General features: G+C 65.8%; 22 protein-coding genes. 11 read left to right on the forward strand and 11 right to left on the reverse strand.

All coding sequences use genetic code 11. The features are described 5' to 3' along the window. Positions 1–106: 106 nt before the first annotated feature. Complete coding sequence (locus QGN31_RS12120) at positions 107–1,303, reverse strand: CaiB/BaiF CoA transferase family protein (RefSeq protein WP_014384964.1); 1,197 nt, start codon at positions 1,301–1,303, stop codon at positions 107–109. 193 nt (positions 1,304–1,496) lie between these two features. Here QGN31_RS12120 and QGN31_RS12125 point away from each other — a divergent pair, with 193 nt between their 5' ends. Continuing rightward, complete coding sequence (locus QGN31_RS12125) at positions 1,497–2,525, forward strand: CaiB/BaiF CoA transferase family protein (RefSeq protein ID WP_080588019.1); 1,029 nt, start codon at positions 1,497–1,499, stop codon at positions 2,523–2,525. 258 nt (positions 2,526–2,783) lie between these two features. Here QGN31_RS12125 and QGN31_RS12130 read toward each other — a convergent pair whose 3' ends face one another. Genes QGN31_RS12130 through QGN31_RS12175 form a run of 10 tightly spaced genes read right to left on the reverse strand, consistent with a single transcriptional unit; the run spans position 2,784 to position 12,798 of the window. Continuing rightward, positions 2,784–4,013, reverse strand: coding sequence for a CaiB/BaiF CoA transferase family protein (locus tag QGN31_RS12130; protein ID WP_014384962.1), 1,230 nt, complete (start codon positions 4,011–4,013; stop codon positions 2,784–2,786). Positions 4,014–4,037: 24 nt separating this feature from the next. Beyond that, positions 4,038–5,219 (reverse strand): acyl-CoA dehydrogenase family protein, encoded by a 1,182-nt coding sequence (locus QGN31_RS12135; protein ID WP_014384961.1) that lies wholly within the window; start codon positions 5,217–5,219, stop codon positions 4,038–4,040. Between the two features lie 52 nt (positions 5,220–5,271). After that, complete coding sequence (locus QGN31_RS12140; protein WP_014384960.1) at positions 5,272–6,756, reverse strand: aldehyde dehydrogenase; 1,485 nt, start codon at positions 6,754–6,756, stop codon at positions 5,272–5,274. 11 nt (positions 6,757–6,767) lie between these two features. After that, the gene (locus tag QGN31_RS12145) at positions 6,768–7,553 is read right to left on the reverse strand and encodes an enoyl-CoA hydratase/isomerase family protein (protein WP_014384959.1); all 786 of its coding nucleotides are present in this window, start codon (positions 7,551–7,553) and stop codon (positions 6,768–6,770) included. A 7-nt stretch (positions 7,554–7,560) separates the two neighbouring features. After that, positions 7,561–9,114, reverse strand: a complete 1,554-nt coding sequence (locus tag QGN31_RS12150; RefSeq protein WP_179960076.1) for a class I adenylate-forming enzyme family protein — start codon at positions 9,112–9,114, stop codon at positions 7,561–7,563. 13 nt (positions 9,115–9,127) lie between these two features. Further along, the gene (locus QGN31_RS12155) at positions 9,128–9,658 is read right to left on the reverse strand and encodes an aromatic-ring-hydroxylating dioxygenase subunit beta (protein ID WP_014384957.1); all 531 of its coding nucleotides are present in this window, start codon (positions 9,656–9,658) and stop codon (positions 9,128–9,130) included. After that, the gene (locus QGN31_RS12160; protein WP_014384956.1) at positions 9,655–10,950 is read right to left on the reverse strand and encodes an aromatic ring-hydroxylating oxygenase subunit alpha; all 1,296 of its coding nucleotides are present in this window, start codon (positions 10,948–10,950) and stop codon (positions 9,655–9,657) included. Before QGN31_RS12160 ends, QGN31_RS12155 begins: the two co-directional genes overlap by 4 nt. After that, complete coding sequence (locus QGN31_RS12165) at positions 10,947–11,405, reverse strand: Zn-ribbon domain-containing OB-fold protein (RefSeq protein WP_014384955.1); 459 nt, start codon at positions 11,403–11,405, stop codon at positions 10,947–10,949. Before QGN31_RS12165 ends, QGN31_RS12160 begins: the two co-directional genes overlap by 4 nt. Further along, positions 11,402–12,520, reverse strand: coding sequence for a thiolase family protein (locus QGN31_RS12170; protein WP_041785632.1), 1,119 nt, complete (start codon positions 12,518–12,520; stop codon positions 11,402–11,404). Before QGN31_RS12170 ends, QGN31_RS12165 begins: the two co-directional genes overlap by 4 nt. A 32-nt stretch (positions 12,521–12,552) precedes the next feature. Then, complete coding sequence (locus QGN31_RS12175) at positions 12,553–12,798, reverse strand: hypothetical protein (protein ID WP_041785005.1); 246 nt, start codon at positions 12,796–12,798, stop codon at positions 12,553–12,555. A gap of 436 nt (positions 12,799–13,234) precedes the next feature. Between QGN31_RS12175 and QGN31_RS12180 the strand changes: the two genes are divergently transcribed. From QGN31_RS12180 to QGN31_RS12225, 10 genes are all read left to right on the forward strand, one after another. Next, entirely contained in the window at positions 13,235–14,446 is a 1,212-nt protein-coding gene (locus QGN31_RS12180; RefSeq protein ID WP_014384952.1) for an RNA-guided endonuclease InsQ/TnpB family protein, read from the forward strand. A gap of 121 nt (positions 14,447–14,567) precedes the next feature. Beyond that, the gene (locus QGN31_RS12185; RefSeq protein WP_139826539.1) at positions 14,568–15,416 is read left to right on the forward strand and encodes an alpha/beta fold hydrolase; all 849 of its coding nucleotides are present in this window, start codon (positions 14,568–14,570) and stop codon (positions 15,414–15,416) included. 28 nt (positions 15,417–15,444) lie between these two features. Beyond that, positions 15,445–16,266, forward strand: coding sequence for a 2-oxo-hept-4-ene-1,7-dioate hydratase (gene hpaH, locus QGN31_RS12190; protein ID WP_014384950.1), 822 nt, complete (start codon positions 15,445–15,447; stop codon positions 16,264–16,266). Then, entirely contained in the window at positions 16,263–17,033 is a 771-nt protein-coding gene (locus QGN31_RS12195; RefSeq protein WP_041785004.1) for an aldolase/citrate lyase family protein, read from the forward strand. Before hpaH ends, QGN31_RS12195 begins: the two co-directional genes overlap by 4 nt. Beyond that, positions 17,030–18,067, forward strand: a complete 1,038-nt coding sequence (locus tag QGN31_RS12200; protein ID WP_236593130.1) for an LLM class flavin-dependent oxidoreductase — start codon at positions 17,030–17,032, stop codon at positions 18,065–18,067. Before QGN31_RS12195 ends, QGN31_RS12200 begins: the two co-directional genes overlap by 4 nt. A gap of 202 nt (positions 18,068–18,269) precedes the next feature. Next, a complete protein-coding gene (locus QGN31_RS12205; RefSeq protein WP_014384947.1) occupies positions 18,270–19,442 on the forward strand; it encodes an acyl-CoA dehydrogenase family protein in 1,173 nt (390 codons plus the stop codon). A gap of 12 nt (positions 19,443–19,454) precedes the next feature. After that, positions 19,455–20,483, forward strand: a complete 1,029-nt coding sequence (locus tag QGN31_RS12210) for an acyl-CoA dehydrogenase family protein (RefSeq protein WP_201407131.1) — start codon at positions 19,455–19,457, stop codon at positions 20,481–20,483. Then, entirely contained in the window at positions 20,480–21,640 is a 1,161-nt protein-coding gene (locus QGN31_RS12215; RefSeq protein WP_014384945.1) for an acetyl-CoA acetyltransferase, read from the forward strand. The genes QGN31_RS12210 and QGN31_RS12215 overlap by 4 nt, the downstream gene beginning before the upstream one ends. Further along, the gene (locus tag QGN31_RS12220) at positions 21,641–23,143 is read left to right on the forward strand and encodes a class I adenylate-forming enzyme family protein (protein ID WP_014384944.1); all 1,503 of its coding nucleotides are present in this window, start codon (positions 21,641–21,643) and stop codon (positions 23,141–23,143) included. An 8-nt stretch (positions 23,144–23,151) separates the two neighbouring features. After that, positions 23,152–23,967, forward strand: a complete 816-nt coding sequence (locus tag QGN31_RS12225; RefSeq protein WP_014384943.1) for a mycofactocin-coupled SDR family oxidoreductase — start codon at positions 23,152–23,154, stop codon at positions 23,965–23,967. Positions 23,968–23,973 lie beyond the last annotated feature (6 nt).

Genomic DNA, 23,973 nt, shown 5'->3' on the forward strand with positions numbered 1-23,973 from the left:
CGGCAGCGACAGCCCGATGAAACAGGGGCGCTGATCGCATTCCTGCATCCGACGAATGTGGCTTTGTGACCGGTCGGACGATCTACACCGACGGCGGTGCCCGTAGTCAGCGGTCCGATCCGTCGGTCGTCACGCCCGACGTGACCAAATCCGAGATCGCCTCGTCGGTATAGCCCAACTCTCGCAGGATCTTTCGGCTGTGCTCAGCGAGCGCAGGAATATCACCCAGCGGTGGCTCGATCCCGGCCAACGTCGCCGGCGGCAACAACGCGTCGATCGGCCCGCCCGGCGTGCGGACCTCCCGCCAGCGGTCACGTCCGGTGAGTACGGGATGTGACCACAGATCGCCGACGTCATTCATGCGCGCATTCGCGACGCCCGAGGCCTCGAGCCGTTGCGCAAACTCGTCCGCCGTCATCGGCGCGATCGCGGCGTGGATGATCGCCTCCAATTCGTCGCGGTTGCTCACCCGTTCGGGGTTCGTCACGAAGCGCGTGTCGTCACACAGCTCCGGCATCACCAATACCCCGTTACACAGCCGGCGCCACTCCCGTTGATTCTGAACGGCGAGCAGTACCGTGCCGCCATCTCCGGCGGTGAACGGGCCGTATGGAGCAATGGTCGCGTGTCTGGCACCTGTGCGCATGGGCGCTGTGCCGCCGTAGTGCGCGTAATAGGCGGGCTGGCCCACCCATTCGACGAGTGACTCGAACAACGAAACCGACACCGGGCGTACCTCCCCGGTAGTGGCGCGCACGTAAAGCGCGGTGAGAATGCCCGAATATGCGAACATTCCTGCCGCGATGTCGGCGACCGACACGCCCGTACGCGCCACGTCGTCGCCCGTTCCGGTGACCGACAGCAGCCCGGCTTCGGCCTGGACCAGTAGGTCGTACGCCTTGCGGTCTCGCCACGGGCCGGTGCCGCCGTACCCGGTGACGTCGCAGACGATGAGCCGCGGGTACTCGGTGGTCAGCGATGCGGCGTCCAACCCCAATCGGGTAGTCGCACCCGGTCCGAGGTTCTGCACCAACACGTCTGAGCCGGTCAGTAGTCGGCGCAGGATTCGTTGTCCCTCAGTGCTTTTCAGATCGAGAGTCAGAGACTCCTTGCCTCGGTTCAGCCAGACGAAATAGCTGGAGTCGCCGTGCACACTGCGGTCGTAGCCGCGGGCGAAATCGCCGCCGTCGGGTCGCTCCACTTTGATCACCCTGGCGCCGAGATCGGCGAGTTGCCGGGTGGCGTACGGCGCTGCCACGGCTTGTTCAAGGCTTACGACAGTGACTCCGGACAGCGGGCCCATCAGAAGTCCTTTCGCCCGGTCGCGCCACGAGATGACATAAGCGTCAGATAGTCTTCTAGGGAGCTATGAATTGACGTCGTCATTGCATTACAGTCGGCATAGAGCATATGTACAAGATGTCAGAATAGACTATGGTGGCGGGGTGACACAGGCAGCCGCTCTCTCGGGCACACGGGTCATCGAACTGGCGGGTATGGGGCCTGGTCCGCACGCAGCCATGGTGCTCGCCGATCTGGGCGCCGACGTCATCAGGGTTCAACGTCCCGGTCAACTCGCCGGACGAGCAAACCCGCAACTGCGGGGGCGTCGCGTCGTGGAGGCGAACCTCAAGGATCCCGCCGACCACGCTGCGGTCCGTCGGCTCATCGATCGAGCCGACGTGCTGATCGAAGGATTTCGCCCGGGTGTGACCGAGCGTCTCGGTCTGGGCCCGGACGTCTGTTGCGCGACCAACCCTGCTCTGGTGTACCTGCGATTGACCGGCTGGGGACAGACCGGCCCACGTGCATTGGAGGCCGGCCACGACATCAACTACATCGGACTCACCGGATTGCTCCATGCGATCGGCCCCGCCTCACAGCCCCCGGTGCCGCCGTTGAATCTGGTCGGTGATTACGGCGGGGGATCGATGCCCGCCGTCATCGGCGTACTGGCCGCCCTTGTCGAGCGGCAGACCTCGAGCCGCGGCCAGGTGATCGACGCCGCCATCGTCAATGGAGCCGCCCAGCTTACACAGGTCGTCTGGTCGATGCGTGCCGACGGCCGTTGGTCAGATGACAGGGGCACCAACGTCTTTGACGGCTCGGCGCCGTTCTACCGCACCTACGAGTGCGCAGACGGCGCCTATGTCGCCGTCGGCGCGCTCGAGGCGGAGTTCTTCGCCAAGATGTTGGCGGTTCTGGACATCGACCCCGAAACCGTCGGTCCGCAGCGCGACGAATCCGGCTGGCCCGCGATGCACGCGTTGCTGTCAGACACGTTCGCGCAGCGGACGCGGGACGAATGGAGTGCGCTTTTCGCGAACATCGACGCGTGCGTGACACCGGTATTGACCCTGGCGGAGGCGGTCGCCGACCCGCACCTAACGGAGCGGGGCGTGTTCATCGAGATCGACGGCGTGACGCAACCTGCGCCGGCACCCCAGTTCTCCAGGACTCCCCAGCCCCTGCCATCGGAGCCGCCCCGGCACGCCGAAGCAGCGGACGATGTCTGGACTGACTGACGGAACAGGATTCTGCAACCACGCCTCTGCCCGCCTCGTTCCGGTACGGCGGTGAACACGCCGCCGACTGCTGGGATCTCGTCGTCGCGGAATTATATTGTCAGGCACCGGATACGTATCCTCGCGGTGGGCCTCCCGGGGTCGCGGCCGTACGCCTGGAAACCTCCCGTCCGCGACGTTCGGACAGTGGGTGGACTCCGTTTTCGCTGACATCGAGCGCTCTGTGCCGACGTGCTTTTACCGACGGCAACGGTTAGTTCAGGTGATGGCCCCTTCGATCTTCAACTCGATGAGTTCGTGGTCGTCCATGCCCAGCTCGCGCAAGACCTCGTCGGTGTGTTCGGCGAACATCGGTGCCCGGGTCAGATGCCCGGCCGCCTCGTCGAACTTCACCGGGTTGGCCACCAGGCGCTGTTCGTTGCCCTGGGCGTCCCGGACCTCGGCGATGCGCCCGTTGGCGATCATCGACTCGTCATTGGCGACCTCCCAGGCGTCCTGCACCGGCGCCCACTGACCGTGTAGATGTTGCAGCAGCTGCGTGCATTCGTCGAAAGTCCGCGCACCGATGGCTTCGGCGAGCAGCGCGGTGGCCTCGTCGGCGTGTGCTGCGAGCGACTCCAGCGAGGCGAACCGCTCGTCGAGGGCTGCGGATCTGAGCCCGAAGAGTCGGCACATGGGAGCCCAGTAGCGGGTCGGCTGCAGCATCGACAGCTGGATGAAGCGTCCGTCGGCGCATCGGTAGGCACCGGTGAGTGGGTTGCCCGGCGCCTGGGTGCGATGGTCGATCTTCGGCAGCGGGCAGCCGTAGAGCATGGCCAGGTTAACGCTGGACTGGTTGGCCCACGCCCCGACCGCCAGTAGCGACACGTCGATGACGGACGTCTGCCCGGTTGCTTGCCTGCCGTAGAGGGCGGCGGCCACCGCGCCCGCGATGGTGATGCCGCCGATGTTGTCGCCGAACGCGCCCGCAGGCATGCCCGCCGGCACCTCCGAGTCGTTCGGCGTGACGCCGGCGGCGTTGCCAGCCTGCGCCCAGAACGCCGTCGCATCGTGCGCGCCCGTCTCTCGGTGTGGTCCTTCGCTGCCATACCCGCTGCCCGCGACGTAAACGATCGACGGGTTGATCCGTCGTATCTCGTCGACATCGATGCGAAGTTTGGCCCGCGCCTGGGGAAGAAGGTTGGTCAGGAAGACGTCGCTGCGTCGCACGAGTTCCTCGAACACCGGTCTCGTCTGGTTCAGCGCGAGGGACAGCCCAACGCTGCGCTTGCCGCGATTGGGTGCCTCGACCATGGGCGAAAACGAGACACCGGGCGCCGTCGCGGAGCGCCCCGCGACCGTGACCATTCCGCGTTGCGCATCGCCGGTCACCGGATTCTCGATCTTGATGACGTCGGCACCCCAGTCGGCAAGTACCGCACCCGCAGAGGGAACGAAGGTGAACTGTGCGACCTCGAGGACGCGCACCCCTGTCATCGGCTTCTGCATGACATCCCTATCTGATCAACATCCCTATCTGATTAACGACCGGGCGATGACTTCGCGTTGGACCTCGGTCGCGCCTTCGCCGAGTCGTTTGACGCGCAGGTCGCGGAACCAGCGTTCCAGCGGGAGTTCGGTGGAGATGCCGAGGGCCCCGTGGATTTGGATGCAACGGTCGAGCACCTTGTAGGCGGCCTCGGTGCCGTACATCTTTGCGACCGACGCGTCGACGCGGACGTTGCGGCCGAGATCGGCGTTCCATGCCGCCTGGTACATCAGAAGTCGCGCGGCGCGCAGTTCCACTTCGCTTTCCACGAGCATCCATTGGATGCCTTGCTTGTCGGCGAGTCGGCCGCCGAAGACGTCGCGGTCCTTCGCCCATTGGCACGCCATGTCCAAGGCGGATTGCGCGATGCCGATCGGGCCTGCGGCATAGACGATGCGGCCGTGCACGAGGAAGTCGCTGGCCAGCGCGAAGCCCTGACCTTCCCCGCCGACCAGATGGTCGGCCGGTATCCGGACGTTGTCGAAGTGCAGTTCATATGGAGCGAAAGATGCCATGACCGGGATACGGCTGAACGTGACTCCCGGGGTGTCCTTCTCGAGGATGAAGGCCGAGATTCCGTTACGACCCTCGCCGGTGCGCGCGTAGACGATGCCCCAGTCGGCTTGGGGCGCATGGGAGATCCACATCTTGGAGCCGTTGAGCACATACCCCCCATCTCCCGAACCGTCCCGCACCGCTTTGAGCTGGATGGCTCGCGCCGGGTCAGATCCGCCGGAGGACTCGGTGATCGCGGTGTACGCCTTGCTCATGGTGCCGTCGATGATCGGCTGTGCGTACTTCGCGAACTGGTCGGGCGAGGCCTTGAACATGATGTTGGGTGGGTTGCCACCGAACGCCCCAAGAGCCGGAAAAAACGCGCCCATACGGCATTTCGCGGCTTCTTCGGCGACCACCACTTGGCCGAGCACGCTGAGTCCGGCGCCGCCGTACTCCGCTGGCGTCTGCAGCGCCCACAGGCCGAGCTCGCGCGCCTTGGCCTGCAATGCGACGAGCTGGTCGCGGGGGAGTCCGACGGTGTCGTGGTCCAGCTTCTCCTCGACGGGATGCACGTGCGCATCCATGAAGCGACGCACGGTGTCGCGCAGCAGCACGAGTTCCTCGGGCAGCTGCCAGGCGCCGGTGTCGTCGGACGGCAGTTCAGGCATGTCAGCTCCGCGCTGCGGCGATCGTCATATGTCTCTCCTGGTGGTCAATTGCTCAGCCGAGCGTGAACGGGTCCCGGGTCGCCCCGGATAGTTCGACCCAGACGGCCTTGGTTTCGGTGAAGTCCTTCACGGCGTCGATGCCGTTCTCCCGGCCGATACCGCTGTAGCCGATACCTCCGAATGGAACATGCGGGGCAACAACGCGATACGCGTTGACCCACACGGTTCCTGCTCGCATCTTCGCGGCCACCCGGTGCGCACGGTGCACGTCCTTTGTCCACACCCCTGCGGCCAATCCGAACTCGGTGGCATTCGCCGCAGTCACGGCTTCGTCCTCATCTGCGAACGTCATCACTGCGAGCACGGGTCCGAAGACCTCTTCGGTGACAGCCCGCATCGACGGATCCACACCGGTCAGCACCGTCGGCTTGACGAAGAAGCCGCCGAGGTCGTTCGCCGGCTCGCCGCCGTAGGCCACTGTAGCGCCCTGTTCGCGGGCAGAAGCGAAGTGCGACAGCACTTTTTCGTACTGCGCCTGATTGGACACCGGGCCCATCTCGGTCGCCGGGTCCTTCGGGTCGCCTAGCTTGATGGTCGCCGCGCGGGCCACGATGCGCTGGACCAGTGCGTCGGCAACGCTCTCGTGGACCAGAAGACGCGAGCCCGCCAGGCATGTCTGACCGGTGGCCGCGAACACGCCTGCGATGACGCCGTTGGCGGCAGCGTCGAGGTCGGCGTCGTCGAACACCACCTGTGCGGACTTGCCGCCCAACTCCAGGGTGAATCGAGTCATGTTGGCAATCGCCGCCTTGCCGACGTGAATTCCGGTGGCCGTCGAACCGGTGAACGCAACCTTGTCGACGCCGGGGTGCGAGGCAAGGGCGGCGCCGGTCTCCGGGCCCCAGCCGGTGACGACGTTGATGACGCCGGGCGGAAAGCCGGCCTCGGCGAACAGCTTTGCGAACGCCAGCGTCGACGTCGGCGTGTGGTCACTGGGTTTGACGACGAAGGTGCACCCTGCCGCCAGCCCTGCGGCGAGCTTCCAGGTCAGCAGCAGCAGCGGCGAGTTCCACGGGGTGATCGCACCGACCACGCCGACCGGCTCGTGACGGGTGTAGACGAAGAAGTTCGGCTTGTCGACCGGAACGACCTCGCCTTGCAGCTTGTCGGCCAGCCCGGCGTAGTAGAAGTAGTAGTCCGGCAACGCCTTCATCTGGCCGACCATCTCCCGGGTCAGCTTGCCGCCGTCGCGGACCTCCAACTCGGCCAGGTTCTCGGCCTCACGCGCGATGACTTCGCCCAACCGCCACAACAGCTTGCCGCGCGAAGTAGCGGTCAACTGCCCCCACTGGCCGTCCAGCGCCGCGCGGGCGGCGGCCACTGCGCGGTCGACGTCCGCGGCCCCGCCGTCGGGCACGCGCGCCCACGGGCTGCCCGTGAACGGGTCGACGCTGTCGTAGGTGGCTCCCGATGCGGCGGCGGTCTGCTCGCCGCCGATCAGCAAGTCGAACTGCACCAATTGCTCAGTCGTGGTCATATCGACCCCTCCTATCGGGTGCGCGGCGCTTTCTTGTTGGCGCGCGAGTCGGTCCGCCCCGCGCCGGCGTTGCCCAAATCCGTGTAGAACTTGCCGTGTCGTGCGGCGGCGCTGGGCGGCAGGTCGCGAGCCTCCCACATGGCGCGGACCGTGCCCTGAACCCCCAAGGGCCGCCGTGCGGCGATCTCACTCGCCAATTCGGTTGCCCGCGAACGCAACTGATCGTCTGGGACTACTTCGGTCACAATGCCAATCCGCAGTGCGGTTTGTGCCGACATTCGTTCCTCGCTGCCAAGGAGGGCCCACCGCATCACCTCGCCGTAGGGCACGCCGAGGGCGAGCATGCCCATCGGTTCCAGTGCCGAGACGATCCCGGCATTGGCATGCGGATCGAAGAAGGTGGCCGTCTCGCTGCAGATGGAGAAGTCGCATTCGTTGACGAAGTACATCGCGCCGCCCGCCACGATGCCGTGCAGCGCCGCGATCACCGGCTTCCACACCCGGTGGGCCTTCGGTCCCAGCAGTTCTCCGGGGTCTTCCTGGTTGAAGATCGACTTGTGCTTCCACCAGGTTCCTTCGGACACGTCGATGCCGGTACAGAAAGCTCGCTCGCCATTCGCGCGGAGCACCGCGACATGGATGTCGTTGTCGTCGCGCACCCGGGCCCATACCGCAGCTAACTCGTCTGCCATCTGCTCGGTGAAGCTGTTCATCCGATCAGGTCGGTTCAACGACACCGTGGCTACGTGATCGGACACTTCGAACTCGATGGTGTGCAGGTTCCCCAGGTCAGTCACGGGTCGATCATACCTGTATAACTTGGTTAGCGATCTCGCGTTTGAGGATCTTTCCGGCCGGGCCGAGCGGGAATTCCTCGCGGTATTCGAAACGACGCGGTTGCTTGTAGCCGGCCAACTTCTCGCGGCACAGCGAGGTGAGCTCGCGGGTCAGCGCATCGGTGTCGTCGACGTGGGATTTCGCAATGACGACGGCCACCGGGGTCTCGCCCCATTCCGGGTCCGGCACGCCTACCACCGCAACCATGTCCACGTCGGTGTGCTGCGCGATGACCCGCTCGATCTCGGCGGGGTAGACGTTGAAACCGCCGGAGATGATGAGGTCTGTGCGGCGGCCGGTGATGTGGAGGTAGCCGTCGGCGTCCAGGTAGCCCAGATCGCCGGTACGCAGCCCGTCGGACTGGAACGTCTCGGCAGTCTTCTCGGGTAGCTTCCAATAGCCGACGGAGTTGGCGGGACTGACGATGACGATCTCGCCGACTTCGCCGGTGGGGGCGTCGCTGCCGTCGGCGTCGATGACGCGAATCGCGCACATCGGTGTCTCCTGGCCGCACGACGTGGCGATGGACGTCCTGCCCGCAACGATGTCGCGGTGGTCCTGCGGCGTGAGAATGGTTGCCTGCCCGCCGCATTCGGTCAGTCCGTACCGCTGCTGTAGGTCGCAGCCGAGCAGGTCCATTGCCTTGCGTGCCAGGCCTGGCGGCACGGGCGCCGAACCGTAGGAGATTCGCCGCAGGCTCGACATGTCCCGTGGGGGACCGTCTTCCAGGATCGCCAACGTGCGGTGCAGCATCGTCGGGATGAACGTGGTGAAGGTGATCGCGCTGCGTTCGATCTCGTCGATGACCGCCTGCGGATCGAAGCGTTGGTGGATCACCATGGTCTGACCCAGGTAGAGCCAGGACACGGTGCGCACCATGCCACCCGCGGTGAAGAACGGGGTGGTGGCCAGCATGACGTCGGACCGGTTGGCCTCGGTCACCAGGTTGGTGTCCGCCGCCTGATAAAGCAGCCCGCGGTGGGTGTGCATTACACCCTTGGCGCGACCGGTGGTGCCGCTGGTGTAGAGGATGACGGCGATGTCGTCCGGCGAGATGTCGCCGCGCCCAGCGCTCGGCTGGGCTTGCGCCAGTGCCGTCTCGTAGTCGGTGACCAACTCGCTGAGGCCTTTTTGCGATTGGGCGCCGATGCCCAAAACCAGCCCCAGCCCGCTCAGTTCGCCGAGGAATTTGTCGAGGTGATCGGCGTGGATGATCACCGCGCTCGCGCCGCAGTCGTCGCGGGCGTGGGCCACTTCGTCGGGCGCCAGCCGGATGTTCACCGGCACGGCGATCAACCCGGCCTTGGCGAGCCCGAACGAGATCTCCGGCCATTCGATGCAGTTGCGCGCGATCACCATTACGCGGTCGCCGGGTTCCAGCCCACGCTCGGCGAGGAAGCCGGCCAACCGCCGGGCCCGCTCGTCGACCTGGGCCCAGGTGTGCACCCGGTCGGCGTCGACCAGGGCGCGCTTGTCCGGGTAGCGGCGGGCGTTGTTGGTGGCGATATCACCGATAAGCATCAGTTGCACAACCTCATATCAGGAATGCCAACGTATCGACGGCTCCGCCCGCGTCGACCAGGTGCACGACCTTGCGGACCAGCCGTGGGCCGCCCGGTGTTCGCCTGACCGTGTGGCGGACGCGGCCGGCCCAGAAACGTTGGCGGATACGGTATTCAAACAGCGAGAAGTTGGATTCGACCGTAATCAGACCGTCGGCATCCTCAATCACCTCACTGTTGGAGATGATGCGCCGCATTACCGACGGCGGCGTTTGGGAGTGCCGGTTGCCGGTGTTGAGCTGAGCGACGCGGCTCTTGATGCGCCGCCGGTTGTCGTTGATGTAGGCCAGCGTGGTCCGCGGGTCGTCATCGGGGTGCATGGGCACCCGATACTCGACGGTGTCGTCATCATCCGCCCACAGTGCTTCCCACTCGGAGTACCGGCCTTCGTCGGCGAGTCGAGCCTCCAGATACAAGAAGGACAGGATGTCGGCATCGGGCAGTGGCCGCAGCGTCGGGCGGGTCTGGGGCGCCGGCTGTTCCGACTGAGCGTTGACTGTCACGCTCCCGCCCCTCCACCGACGACGGCCGCCCACTGGGAATAGAACCCGCGCTGTGGCGTCTCAGCGCTCTTGTCCCGGTTGATGATTCCGGTCTTGTCGTGCACGTCGTTTTCGCTACCGCGCGCCAGTACGAGCCATTCCGGCAGTTCGGCGGCCAGGCCGGCCTGGTTGCGCATGCCGATCTCGCCGTCGTCGGCGATGAGGAACCCCGCCGGACCCATCGCCCCCTCGGAGCGCCGCAGCGTGCGTTCGTTTAACGCGTCCTGACCAGGTATCAATACCGCGGTGGTGTAGGCCACGGTGCGGTCGGGGGCCTGTGGCTCGACGAACATGACGTTCATCTCCGCCAAGAACAGGTTGGGCCAGATCAGCGTGTGGGGTGGACCCACCACGAGGGCGTCGTGTGCCTGCTCGGGACCGTAGGCCTGCTCCAATGTCTCGACGTAGGAGGCCAGCTTCGCCCGCGGGATCCGGCCGTACCAGACGAATTCCTCGTCGAGCTTGCGGTATTCGTCGCTGTAGTCGATCTCAGAGTGGCCGTTTCCGAGGTCGCGGACCAGCACGTCGACCTTGGTCGGTACGTGTGACACCTTGGCGGGCTTGATGGCGTCGTATACCGAGGCATGCGTGAAGAGCGCGTGGTAGCCGTCGACATTGTTCTCCACCACCATCTTCCAGTTGGCGTGGTGCAGGTGCTTCATCCAGTTGGCCCGCAAGTCGATCTCACGGTTCGGGGACAGGTTGAGCAGTCGATCGATGGCATGTGTCGCGTTGCCGAGGTGCTCGCGCAGCGAGATACCCTCAGCCGCAAGCGAGGCGAAGACGAAGCCGCCGTAACTGTCGACCCGTGGAGCCTGGGCAAGACCAAGTTCGGAGCGGATCTCGTTGAAGGCCTTCCCATACCCTTCCCGCATCGGAACACCTTGCAGCGCACCAGTGTTATTGAATGTCCAGCCGTGGTACGGGCACCGGAACGAGTTGGCGTTGCCCTTTTCCGCGTTGCACAGCTTGTTCGCGCGGTGGGTGCATCGGTTGAGCACCACCCGCACGACGCCGTCCTTGCCGCGCACCACGACGACGGGGTCATACCCGATCATCCGGGTGAGGTAGTCGCCCCGTTCACTCACCTCGCTTTCGTGCGCAACGAAGACCCAGCCGGTCTTGAAGATGGTGTCCATTTCCCGGCGGAAGATTTCGGCCGAGGTGTAGACCGACCCGTGTACTCGGTCACTCCGGATGATCTTGCTGACGTCGAACTCGTCAAGGGGCGGGGCTGATTCGAGTGTCGTCACTCGTCCTCCAAAATGTCAATGGCTGGAATTGCAATGTCGCCGAGCCGGCGAAAGCCGATGTGAACCACGGTGCCGATGGTCGGAGCCGTGTCCGCGGGGAGTGCGGTGGTCATCACCAAGCGGTGGCCACTCGAAAGTTCGACGTCGACGATGGGGTAGGGCCGTTGCGCACGCACCAAGCCGGGCTCGCGCCGGTGCATCAAGGTGGCCGAATGAACGGTGCCATGCAATTCCACAGTGCGCCAGCCACATTCGGCGGATCCGCAGGAGTCGCAGACTTCCTGTTCAAGGTCGAGCGGCTGAGCACATCCCGCGCAGAAGGGCAGGGCGAGCTCGCCGCGGGCTGCCGCTTCGTAGAGCGGTGCCAACCGGTCGCCGGCGGTCTGCGGCGCCAGCGAAGGGTCGAGCAGCCAGTCGTGGACTACTTGCGCGGCGGGCTTGACGGCAGCACTCATGTCGCCCGCTCCAATACCAGCGCAGCGTGGTGGTCGACACGGCCGCCGATGCCGCCGACCAGTGCGACCGTTGCGGCCGGAATCTGGCGGTCGCCGCCTGTACCGCGCAGCTGGATCACCGCTTCGGCCAGCGGCGTCATGCCCTGCAGATAGAAGCCGGAGAGCTGCCCGCCACCCGTATTCGTGGGCAGCGTGCCACCCCGGCCGGTGTGGCCGTCGCGCACGAAGGCGCCGGCCGGTACCTCGCCGGTGAGCCGGTACTCATCGAGCAGCATCAAGGTCACGATCGAAAACGGGTCGTAGAGCTCGGCGACGTCGAGGTCCGACCGTTGCATGCCGGCTTGCTCGAGCGCGTCGTCCACGGCCCGGCCGCCGCCCCCGAACCACGACTCGGCGCCTGCACGCCGTCGCCGTACCGGATGGTGGCGGCCAGTGCCGCGGATGCGAAGTCGTTGGGTGCCAACCGAACTGCGGCCGGTCAGCACCACCGCGACCGCGCCGTTCACTGGCCGGGCGCAGTCCAGCAGCCGCAACGGCTCCGAGATCATCGGACTCGCGTCGTAGCCGGCGTCGTCGAGCGGTTCGCGGTTGACGGCATCGGGATTGCCCCGCGCCCATCCGCGCGCCGTGGTGGCCACGGAGCGCAGTGCATCGGGGGTGGTGCCCGTCACGTGCAGCCACCGTTGCGCCATCAGCGCGTACGTCGGCACCGACCCGAGCAGACCTGACGCACGCTCAAGCCCGCGCACGCCTGAGTTGCCCCCACTGTGGGCGTAGGTCGATCCCGCACCCCGGTCGGCGACCAGCGGCGCGTCGGCGAAGACGCACAGCACGGTGGACGCCTCACCCGTGGTGATCGCGTGGCGCGCACGCTGGATCATGGCGATGGTCGTCGCGCCCTTGATCTCGACGTGCTCGAGGAGGCGCAGGTCCGAGAAGCCGCCCTGCGCGGCGAATCCGACACCCAGCCGGTCCGGCCGAATGCCCTGCGAGGAGCCGACCAGAAGCCCGTCGACATCGGCACGCCCGATTCCGGCGTCGGCCAGTGCGGCCGTGCTTGCCCTTGCCGCCAATTCGAGGGGCGCGGCGCCGGGGCGAAGCGACATCTCGGTCATGCCCAAGCCGACCAGGTCGACGGCCGAGGCGCTCACGGCGCTTCCCTGGGTCGACGTTCACCCCGGTAGTTGCCGACGCGCAGCCACTCCTCGCGGTCTTCGGGCGTAGCCAAGGTGAAGCTGGCCAGCTCCAGCGGACACAGAAACACGTGCTCGCCGCCCTCGAGATCCTCGACGAGCAGGCGCGGGCCATTGCCGCTGACGTCCAGCGACACCCGCACGGCCGCGAACTCGTTCACCAGCTCGGCGAGCACGCGACGTCCCGACGGAGTGTCCACCTGCCCAGTTTTACCGCATATGACTGTCAGAATCAATGGAAGGCGGCCAAGCGGTAGCCACATGATTGGATATCCTCAGGAGGGCATAAGTGTTTCTCTACATGCGAACATATCGACTATGCGACCATATCTGGACACGTAGAACGCCGGTGGCGTAAGTTGACATTGCTGTCAGAAACAAGGGTAAGAAGGGGCAATATGACCGGATCTTTGGGCCCAAACCTTGTACATCAGTCTGGGGTTAGCCCGTCGTGCGTATCGCCGGACGTAGCCCGGCGTTCAGAGTGGGCGGGTTTGTTTCTCGATGTACTGCTCGGTGATGGACAGAGGTGCGCCGCCTTAGGAGACGGTGAAGTAGGACGGCGACCAGAGGTGGCCGTGCATGCGGGCGCGGCGATAGGTCTGGGTTGTCAGTGCGCGGGCTTAGGGTCGGATCATGCAGATGCGCTACCGGTACCGCATCGAACCGACACCAGCCCAGCAGTCGATGCTGTCGCGGGTGTTCGGGTGTTGCCGGGTGGTGTTCAACGACGCACTGCGCCTGCGCGACGAGGCCTATCAGGCCGGGATCAAACTGTCGGACAGCGAGATTCAGCGCCGCGTCATTACCGTTGCGAAGAGCACAGAGGCGCGAGGGTGGCTGTGCGAGGTGCCCAGTGTGGCGTTGGTTCAGTCGGTCAACGACTCCCGCCGGGCGTGGCGCTACTTCTTCGACTCAATCAGCGGGAAACGCAGCGGCCGCAAGGTGGGCCGACCACGCATGAAGTCGCGCAAGGATCATCGGCAGTCGTTTCGGCTCACCCGCAACGGATTTTCCGTACGGCCCAATGGTCGGCTGTTTGTGGCGAAAGTGGGCGAGGTGCCGGTGCGCTGGTCGCGAGATCTGCCGAGCGACCCGTCATCGGTCACGATCATCCGCGAGCCGGATGGGCGCTTCTACGCCAGTTTCGTCGTCGACGTGCCGGCGTCACCGTTGCCGCCGGTGCAGCGGGAGGCCGGGATCGACGTGGGGATCACGCGGTTGGCGACCATCGCCGCGACAGATTGTGTGCGTACGGATGTGGCGAATCCGAAGCATTTGGGTCGCAAGCTGCGCAAGCTGGCGCGGTTGGAGCGGGAGAAGTCCCGCCGGCAGAAAGGATCAGCAAACAGGGACAAGACGCGGCGCAAAGTCGCGGTCGCACACAACGAGGTGGCGCGTACTCGGCGGGACTATCACCACAAGCAGGCTTTGGCGTTGGTTCGCGAGAACCAAGTGATCCACGTCGAGGACCTCAACATTGTGGGCATGGTCAAAAATCGCCGACTGGCCCGCGCGATCTCGGACGCGGGCTGGGGCCAGTTCGTGCGGATCATCGGCGAGAAGGCCGACCGCTACGGGCGCACCGTGCACACGGTGTCGCGGTGGTTGGCATCGAGCAAGACATGCTCGGAGTGTGGGCATCGGCTCGACGAACTCCCGCTACAGGTCCGGCAGTGGACGTGCCCGGCGTGCCGGGCGGTCCACGATCGCGACCACAACGCCGCCAAAGTCATTCTCGCCGCCGGGCGGGCGGAGAGACTAAACGCTTTTGGAGCCCCGATAAGTCCTCCTGCAACTCGGGAGGCACAGGGCGATGAATCAGGAAGCACCCCAACAGCGGCCTAGCCGTACGGGAATCCCCGCCGTTCATGGCGGGGAGCACGTCAACCAATCGCAGGCAACGGAGAAGAAGACCGACGCCGACGGCGTCACCCGGCTGGACACCGAGAACTACCGGAGCCTCTGGATGTATCTCAAGGAGCTGGAATTTCGGCAGGGATTCGTCGACGTGCCGGTCAACGGCGCGGTGGTTCGCACGCGATATGTCGAGGCCGGCAGCCCGGACAAGCCGCATGCGATCCTCCTGCACGGCACGGGCGGCCACTGGGAGACGTTCGCACCCAACCTGGCCGCGCTCTCCGAGCACTTCCATTGCGTGGCCATCGACATGGTCGGAAACGGATTCTCCGACAAGCCGGACTACGACTACGAGATCGCCGTCTACGTGGAACACGTGTTGGGTGTGATGGACCACTTCGGCATGACATCGGCCAACTTCGTCGCCATGTCCCTCGGGGCGTTCGTCGCGTCTGCAGTGACCGTCGGTCATCCCGATCGGGTGGACAAGGTGATCCTGATGTCGCCGGCCGGCCGCGAGGCGTCGGCGTCGAACATGGCGCGCATCCGGGCGGAACGGACCAAGGCGGTCAACGAGCCGACGTGGGAGTCCTTGCACGCCGTGTTCGCACATCTGATTGCTGACGAGAGCAATCGACTGCCCGACCTGATCGGCTTACGCCAAGCGGTATATCGGCGCGAGGACACTCGCAACACCATCGATCGGCTGCTGATCCTTCAGGACGAGAAGGTGCGCAACCGCAACCTGATTCCCGACGACAAGTGGCGCAGCATCACCGCGCCTGTGATGATCGTGGCCTCCGGCAAGGATCACGGCGTGTATCAGGACACCGCACGCACCATCGCCGATTTGATTCCGAACTCCGAGGTGTTCGAGATGGCTACAGTGCGGCACTGGCCGCACTTCGAGGACCCCGAGTCGTTCAATGCCGCAGCCGTCGAGTTCCTGACGCGATGATGAGCGCTCGCGCGAAGCGCATCCGATCATGACCAGGCCGGCCGAGAATGAGCTCGCGGACATCGCACGTCGGCTGTATGAGGCCGAGCAGAACCGCGCGCCGATCCGGCAGCTGTCGCTGGACTATCCCGACATGACGATCGAGGACGCCTACGCGGTCCAGCGGGCGCTCGTCGCGCTCAAGGTCGCCGACGGGCGAGAGGTCAAGGGCCGCAAGATCGGGCTAACGTCAAAGGTGATGCAACGTGCCGTGTCGATCGACGAACCCGACTACGGCGCGCTGTTCGACGACATGTTCGTCGAGGATGGCGGCCGTGTTCCGGTCGGACGCTTCATCCGGCCGCGCATCGAGGTCGAGCTGGCGTTCGTCCTCGGTGAGGAGCTCCGCGGGCCGGGCGTCACCCTCTTCGACGTGCTGCGGGCTACCGAGTTCGTCACCCCGGCGCTGGAGATCCTCGACGCCAGGGTGCAGATGTCGGACCCCGAGACCGGTCACCTGCGCACCATCGTCGACACCATCGCCGACAACGCGGCCGACGCCGGTCTGGTCTTGGGCGGGCGGGTGGTGCGGCCGCTGGACGTGGATCTGCGCTGGGTTGCGGCGTTACTGCTGCGCAACGGCGTGATCGAGGAGTCCGGGGTGGCGGCGGCCGTACTCAACCACCCCGGCAACGGCGTCGCGTGGCTTGTGAACCGGCTTGCCCCACATGGGGTTTCGCTGCACCCCGGCGAGGTGATCCTGTCGGGCTCGTTCACCAAACCGGTGTTCGCCGAGCCGGGGGACACCTTCGTCGCGGACTACGGACCGCTCGGCACGGTGACGGTCTCCTTTGATCGCGAGGCTTCGTGACAAACCGATGGACGGAGCGCATCGCAGCCGGAGCGCCGCGAATCGGCATGTGGCTGGCCTCGGGCAGCGGTTATGTCACCGAGGTCTGCGCGGGATCCGGAATCGACTGGGTGCTCCTGGATCAGGAACACGCGCCCAACGAGCTGAGCACCACACTCGAACAATTGCAAGTGCTCGCGGGATACCCCGACGTCGACGTGCTGGTGCGCCCGCCATCCGCCGACCCGGTATCCATCAAGCGACTGCTCGACATCGGCGCGCAGAATCTCATCGTCCCGATGGTCGATGATGCGAGCGCGGCCGCTAGGGCGGTGGCCGCCACCCGCTACCCGCCGGCGGGCATCCGCGGCGTCGGGAGCGCGCTCGCCCGGGCATCCCGGTGGAACCGCATCTCCGACTATCTGGCCACCGCCGATGCATCGGTGTCGCTGACGGTTCAGGTGGAGTCGCTGTCCGGTCTGGCGCATCTGGGTGACATCGCCGACGTCGACGGCGTGGACGCCGTGTTCATCGGGCCCGCAGACCTGGCGGCCTCGATGGGCAAGCTCGGGCAGCCGGAGCATTCCGACGTAGTGAGCACCATCGAGACCGCGCTGGCGACCATCGTGAAGCACGGAAAGAGCGCAGGAGTCAACGCCTTCAACAAGACGATCGCGCAGCGATACCTCGCAGCGGGGGCCAGTTTCGTTCTGGTCGGCGCCGACGTGGCCCTGCTGGCCCGCGGCGCCGAGAAGCTGGTGGACGAGTACAAGCAGTCACGTTCATGATCGAGCTCGCCACCGAAGTTCGCTGGCACGACCGCCGGTTCAGCGTTCCCCTGGAACGCATTCGGTACTCCGAGGAACTCGGCTATGACGCGGTGTTCACGGCGGAAGGCTATGGATCCGAAGGGCTCGTCCCGCTGGGGTACATTGCCGGACACACCTCGAGATTGAAGCTCGGTACCCGCATCGCCCAGGTGACCAGCCGACCTCCAGCATTGGCGGCGATGGCATTCCAGACCGTCGACCACCTCGCCGGTGGTGGACGCGTGATGATCGGGCTCGGCAGTTCCAGTCCGGTTGCCGCGGAGGGCTTCTACGGCCGGAAGTGGGGAAGCCCTACGCGGCGGATGCGGGACTACGTCTCGATCCTGCGACAGGCGTTGAGGGGCGACACCATCGAGCACGAGGGCACCGAGTGGTCAGCACCTTACCGAGGGCAGGACGCCACTGGTGTTGCGCCGGTCGCCGTCGGACTGGACGTCTTGGCCGAGCTTCCGATCCTGATGGCGGCGGCGGGACCCGAAATGGTCAGTCTGGCTGCCGAAGTGGCTGACGGGTGGTTTCCGCCGGCATTCACCCCCGGCATGTTGCCCGCCGTTGTGCCACTGCTTCTACGCGGTTTCGATCGCAGGAACGACGGCAAGGGCCTCCATGACTTCGCGATCTGGGCCCACGTCGACGTGCTCGTCGACGACGACGTGCGAGCGGCCATGCACCCCTTCAAGGAGTTCGTCGTCACCTGGTCGGCGATGTTGCGGCCGTTCATGGAGGCGCGGGGCTATTCCGAGCTCGCGCAGCGGCTCGCCGACATGCTCGCCGACGTGGACGCCGTCGAGGCCGAAGCGCGAGTACAGGCCGGCGGCACATTGCTGGAGGGTGCGCTTTGGCAGGAGGCCCTGGACGCGGTGCCGGACGAATACAATCGACGAGGGCTGGCTGGTTGGTCCGGTCTCCCGGATCCGCACGCGTGTCGAACCCTGGCTGGACTGCGGGCTGACGGGGCTCGTAGTCCGCTATGGACCCGAAATGACGCCTGAACCGGTCCCTGAGAACTTGGAGGTGTTCGCGGCGATCGCCGAAGCTGCAGGCAAACGCCCGATGGCGCGAACGTAGATAATTCTGACTTGAGTGTCACTCGTGTGGGCGTCTATCGACTGCAGTTCCAACGCGCATGCTGATCGCATTGATCGAGTGCAAGACCTTTGTTTCTGACTGTTGTGTCACCTATAGTTGGGTACCATGGATCTCGACTTCACGGCTGACCAGCTCGAGTTCCGCGATCGGGTCCGAACGTGGCTCGACGAGCACAAGCCGACCGAGCCCCGGCCCCGCGACGACGCAGGCATCCGCGAGTACGACCTGGCTTGGCAGCACACTCAGTGGCAGGGCGGCTGGGCGGGCATTGCCTGGCCGGAGGCGTACGGCGGCCAGGGCCTGTCTCTGATGCAGCAGCTGATCTGGTACGAGGAGTACGCGGCTCGGGGTTTTCCGGGAATCGATGCATGCTTCGTGGGGAACTCGCATGCCGGACCGACTCTGATCACCAGGGCGACCGACGAGCAGAAGTCGTTCCACTTACCGAAGATCCTTCGCGGCGAGGTGATCTGGTGTCAGGGGTTCTCCGAGCCCGATGCCGGATCGGATCTGGCGGCTCTGCGGACCAAAGCCGTCATCGACGGAGAGCACCTGGTGGTGTCGGGCCAGAAGCTGTGGACCAGCTTCGCGACCGTCGCCGACTACCAGGAGTTGTTGGTGCGCACCGACAACACCGGCAGTAAGCACAAGGGCATCACCTGGGTGATCTGTGACATGAGCACACCGGGCATCGACATCCGACCCATCGAGACGATCGAGGGCGGTTCTGAGTTCTGCGAGGTGTTCTACGACGACGTCCGCATCCCGCTGTCCAACGTCGTCGGCGACGTCGGGGAGGGTTGGTCGGTGGCGATGGCCACGCTGTCCTTCGAACGCGGCACCGCGTTCACCGCCAACCAGGTTCGGCTGGCGAAGATCATCGAGGACCTCATCGACTACGCCCGTGACCACGTCGGCCCTGACGGGCGCAGACCCGCCATTGCCGATGATGAGATTGCGCGTCGGCTGGCCAGGGCGCGCGCCTCGGTTGCGTCGCTGCGGGCACTTACCTACACCAACATCTGCGAGGCGATGAAAACGGAGACGCCGGGGCCGCGCGGGTCGATCGTCAAGCTGATGTACGCCGAATTGGCCAAGGAGATCGGCAAGTTGGCGTTGGACATCGTCGGTCCCGAATCCCTTCGGCACTCTTCGCGGTGGGACGTCGACGGGTGGGTCGGTTACTACTACTACAGCTTCTCGCAGGCCATCGGGGGCGGCACGTCTGAGATTCAGCGCAATATCGTCGGCGAACGTGTGCTGGGGCTGCCCAGGTGACCCAGACAGGAGATGACCGTGGATCTGCTTCCAGGACCTGAGCAACTCGAAATCGTGGCGGCGGCGGGAGAATTCCTTGCCGAGCGGCTGCCCGTGGAACATATCCGCACCAACCGTCACACTGAAGCGGCTGTGCCCGAAGCGCTTTGGCGAGAATGCGCCGAGCTCGGACTGCTCACGCTCGGACTCGATGAGGAGTCGGGCGGCTCGGGGAGGCCCTTCGACGACGAAGTCTTGCTGTTCATCGAACTCGGCAGGCGGCTGGCACCCGGTCCGTTCCTCGCGGGCACACTCGCCGCCCGGGTCGCGGCCCGCTGCGGGGACGCAGCGCTGGCGGAGCGGATAGGGGCAGGCAATGCGACGGTGGCGCTTGCGGTCCTTCGTGGCGACGGCGGGGCGCAACCTGTTAAGGGCACCTTCGACCTGTTCGAGCCGGCGGGGGCCTCGTACGCGTTGATTGTGGCCCGCGATGGCGCTGCATTGGTAAACATCGAGTCGTTTGGCGCGCTGACGCCGGTGGTCGCGGCGGATCCGGGAACTCGAATGGCCTCCGCCACAGTCGAGTCCGCGGAACCCCTACACTGGTTGCCGGCACGGGACGAATGGATCTGGGCGCGTGCCACGGTGCTTGCGGCTGCCTATCTCACGGGCTTGGCGGCGGCCGCGGCTGCCGCCGCGACGGAGCACGCCAAGACCCGCGAGCAGTTCGGTAAGCCCATCGGCGTGCACCAGGCCATCAAGCATGCGTGCGTCGACATGGAGATCGCCGCGGAGGCGGCGCAGGCGCAGACGTTCTTCGCGGGGATCGCCCTGGCCGAGGGACGCACGGATGCGCTGCTGCAGGTGCTGTCCGCCGCGACGGTGGCCGGCTCGGCCGCAGTCGACAACGCGGCTGCGGGCATTCAGGTGTTCGGCGGGATGGGCTACACCTTCGAGAACAACATGCACCTCTATCTCAAGCGTGCCCACCTAATTCGGCACCTCTTCGCCGAGCCCACCGATGTGCTTGCGGAGCTGCTCGCCCAGGACCGCGCTCAGTGAGCGGCGCCTCAAGAAACACCGCCATCGCGGGTGTCGCCCTGTCGGACGTTGGGCGGGTCGACGACAAGGGACCCTACGAGCTCATCGCTCAGGCCAGCCGCCGGGCATTGGCCGACGCCGGGCTGACGCCGGCGGACATTGACGGCCTGGCGTCCACCAGTCAGGGCACGCTGCCCCCGGTCGATATCGGTGAGTATCTCGGCCTGCGGTCACGTTGGATCGACTCGACGGCGGTCGGCGGCGCATCATGGGAGGTGATGGCCGCGCACGCGGCGGACGCGATTGCCGCCGGGCATGCCGATGTGGTGCTCCTGACGTACGGATCGACTGCGCGGGCTGATCTGCGAAAGGGCTTGCGGGGCGCCAACATCAACTGGGGTGCGCGCGGACCACTGCAATGGGAGGCGCCATACGGGCACACCCTGATTTCCAAGTACGCGATGGCCGCGCGCCGGCACATGCACGTCTATGGCACCACCATCGAGCAACTCGCCGAGGTCGCGGTGTCGGCGCGGTTCAACGCGGCTGACAACCCCGAGGCGTATTACCGGGACCCCATCACCGTCGACGACGTGCTCGCGGGCCCGATGATCGCCGACCCGTTCACGAAGCTGCACTGCTGCATCCGCAGCGACGGGGGAGCGGCCGTCGTGCTGGTCAGCGCGGAACGCGCCAAAGACCTACGAAACAAACCGGTCTGGGTGCTTGGCTCGGGCGAGACCACCTCGCACATGCTCACCTCCCAGTGGGACGACCTGACCGTCGGCCCGGCGTCGGTCAGCGGACCGCTGGCCTTCGCGCGGGCAGGCGTCTCACCCTCGGACGTTGACGTCGCCGAACTCTACGATGCGTTCACCTACATGCTGCTGCTCACACTCGAGGATCTCGGCTTCTGTCAGAAGGGGGAGGGCGGCGCGTTCGTCGAGCAGGGCGCATTGCGTCTCGGCGGCCAGCTCCCCACGAACACCGATGGTGGCGGGCTCTCGGCCTGCCACCCAGGCCAGCGAGGTCTCTTCCTGTTGGTCGAGGCGGCACGCCAGCTGCGTGGTGAATGCGGACCGCGCCAGGTCCCCGACGCCCGCATTGCCTGCGTCAGCGGAACCGGCGGATGGTTCTGTTCCAGTGCCACAATGATTCTCGGCGCCGAGGAGCCGTAGGTGGCACGCGCACCGCTGAGTTCCGACGTCGCCGACATACGGTCGATGTTGGAGTTCGCGGCCGCCGCTCACGCGGATGTCGAGGCCTACGTCGAGCCGGGAGCGCGAATCACGTTCGCGGAGTGGATCGATCGGGCAAGAGCCATTGCCGCCCAGTTCGTCGAAATTGGAGTGGCCAAGGGCGACGTGGTGGCGCTGTGGCTGCCCTCGGGCATCGACTATGCGACGTGCTACGCCGCGGCGGCGATGATCGGTGCGATCACCACCGGACTGAATCCGCGGCTGGGCTGGCGTGAGCTCGAATCCATTCTGCAGCAGGCTGATCCCAGGTTGATCGTCGCTGACGGCAGTTGCGGTGCGCTACCCGATGGGGGGCGCCGGATGCTGTCAAGGGCGTCGCTAGATACAGCTACCTCACGATCGGCACCCCCTGCTGTGGACTTGAGCAGACGGGATCCGGTCGCCCTCGTCTTCACCAGCGGGACTACGGGGACGCCGAAGGGTGCGGTGTACGACGCCGACCGGCTGGCAGCGGGTGCGGCGGCGGCCGGCGTCATGAGCGCGCCATACGACCGTCGCCTGACATCCACCCCGTTCGCCCACGCCGGTTACATGTTCAAGCTCTGGGACCAGCTGGTGTGGGGCAGCACCCTGGTGGTACCGCCGACGCCGTGGTCGGCGCAGGGCATGTTCGACGTCCTGCGCGCTGAACGGGTCACCGTGGCAGGTGCCGTTCCAACGCAGTGGGCCAAACTGCTCGAGGTCGACGACGTGAGCGCAGATACGTTGCCGCACTTACGGTTAGGGATCGCGGCCACGGCGCCGGCGCCCCCCGACTTGGTACACCGGGTCGCCGAGCGCGTCGGAGTTTCGCTCGTGGTGCGATATGCGATGACCGAGTGTCCGACCATCTGCGGCACCGAACCGACCGATCCCCCCGAAGTGCAGTTCCGTACCGTGGGGCGGCCCGCCACGGGAATGGATGTCCGCATCGGCTCCGATGGAGTGGTCGAGGTGAACGGACCCTGCGTGATGCGCGGCTACTGGCGCAACCCGGAGCTAACCGCCGAAGTGCTGCGGGACGGATGGCTGCGCACCGGTGACGTCGGCGTGCTCGGCGAGGACGGGAACCTCACCCTCGTCGGACGCAGCGGCGACATGTACATCCGGGGCGGATACAACATCCATCCCGGCGAGGTCGAGCGGACGATCGCCGGGCATCCCGGCGTGAAACAAGTTGCTGTGGTTGGCCGTTCCGCACCGGTGATCGGCGAGATCGGCGTCGCATGCGTGGTCCCCGCGGACGGCGCCGCCCCACCGACCCTGTCCGAGCTTCGCGAACACGTCACCAGCGAACTGGCGGACTACAAGGCGCCCGACGAACTGCTCATCGTCGACGAGCTGCCCTTGACGGCGATGCTCAAGCCGGACCGGATAGCCCTGAGTGAACTGATCATTCAGCGCGACAGCGACATTCAACGTCGACAACCGACAAGAGGATAGGACCGACAATGGGTAGACACGACGGACGGGTAGCGTTCATCACCGGCGCGGCGCGGGGTCAGGGCCGCGCACACGCGGTTCGGCTCGCCTCCGAAGGCGCCGACATCGTTGCGGTGGACATCTGCCGCGACATCGATTCGATGGACTACCCCAACGCCACGCCCGACGAGCTCGACGAAACCATCAAGCTCGTCGAGAACGAGGGCAGACGAATCGTCGCTCGCCAGGCCGATGTCCGCGACGCCGACGCGCTGCAGCAGGCCGTCGACGACGGCATCCGTGAATTCGGCAGGCTGGACATCGTGATCGCCAACGCGGGCATCATCCGCCTCGGCGGCGACGGGGACCGCCGCCAGATCTTCCGAGACATCGTCGACGTGAACCTGGTCGGGGTGTGGAACACGGTCGAGGCGGCGCTGCCCGCGCTTATCGACGGCGGCCGCGGCGGGTCCATAGTCCTGACGAGTTCCAGCGCAGGCCTCAAGGGCATTGGCACCGACCGGGTCGGCGGGCAGGCGTACACCGCCGCCAAGCGCGGTCTCGTCGGACTCATGCAGGTGTGGGCGAACGAGTTCGCGCAGCACTGGATTCGGGTGAACACGATTCACCCCACTGGCGTAGCGACCGGCATGGTGATGAACGAGACCATGGGCAAGCTGCTCGAGTCTGGCGACACTGCCATCGAAGCCATGCAGAACGCGTTGCCCATTCAGATCTTGATGCCCGAGGACATTGCCGGCGCGGTGGCCTGGCTGGTCTCCGACGAGGCGAAGTTCATCACCGGGGTGGCCTGGCCGCTGGACGCCGGATTCACGGTCCGCTGAAACAGG

Origin of the sequence: Mycobacterium sp. 2-64 (genome assembly GCF_035918375.1) — a bacterium.
GTDB classification, from domain to species: Bacteria; Actinomycetota; Actinomycetes; order Mycobacteriales; family Mycobacteriaceae; genus Mycobacterium; species Mycobacterium intracellulare.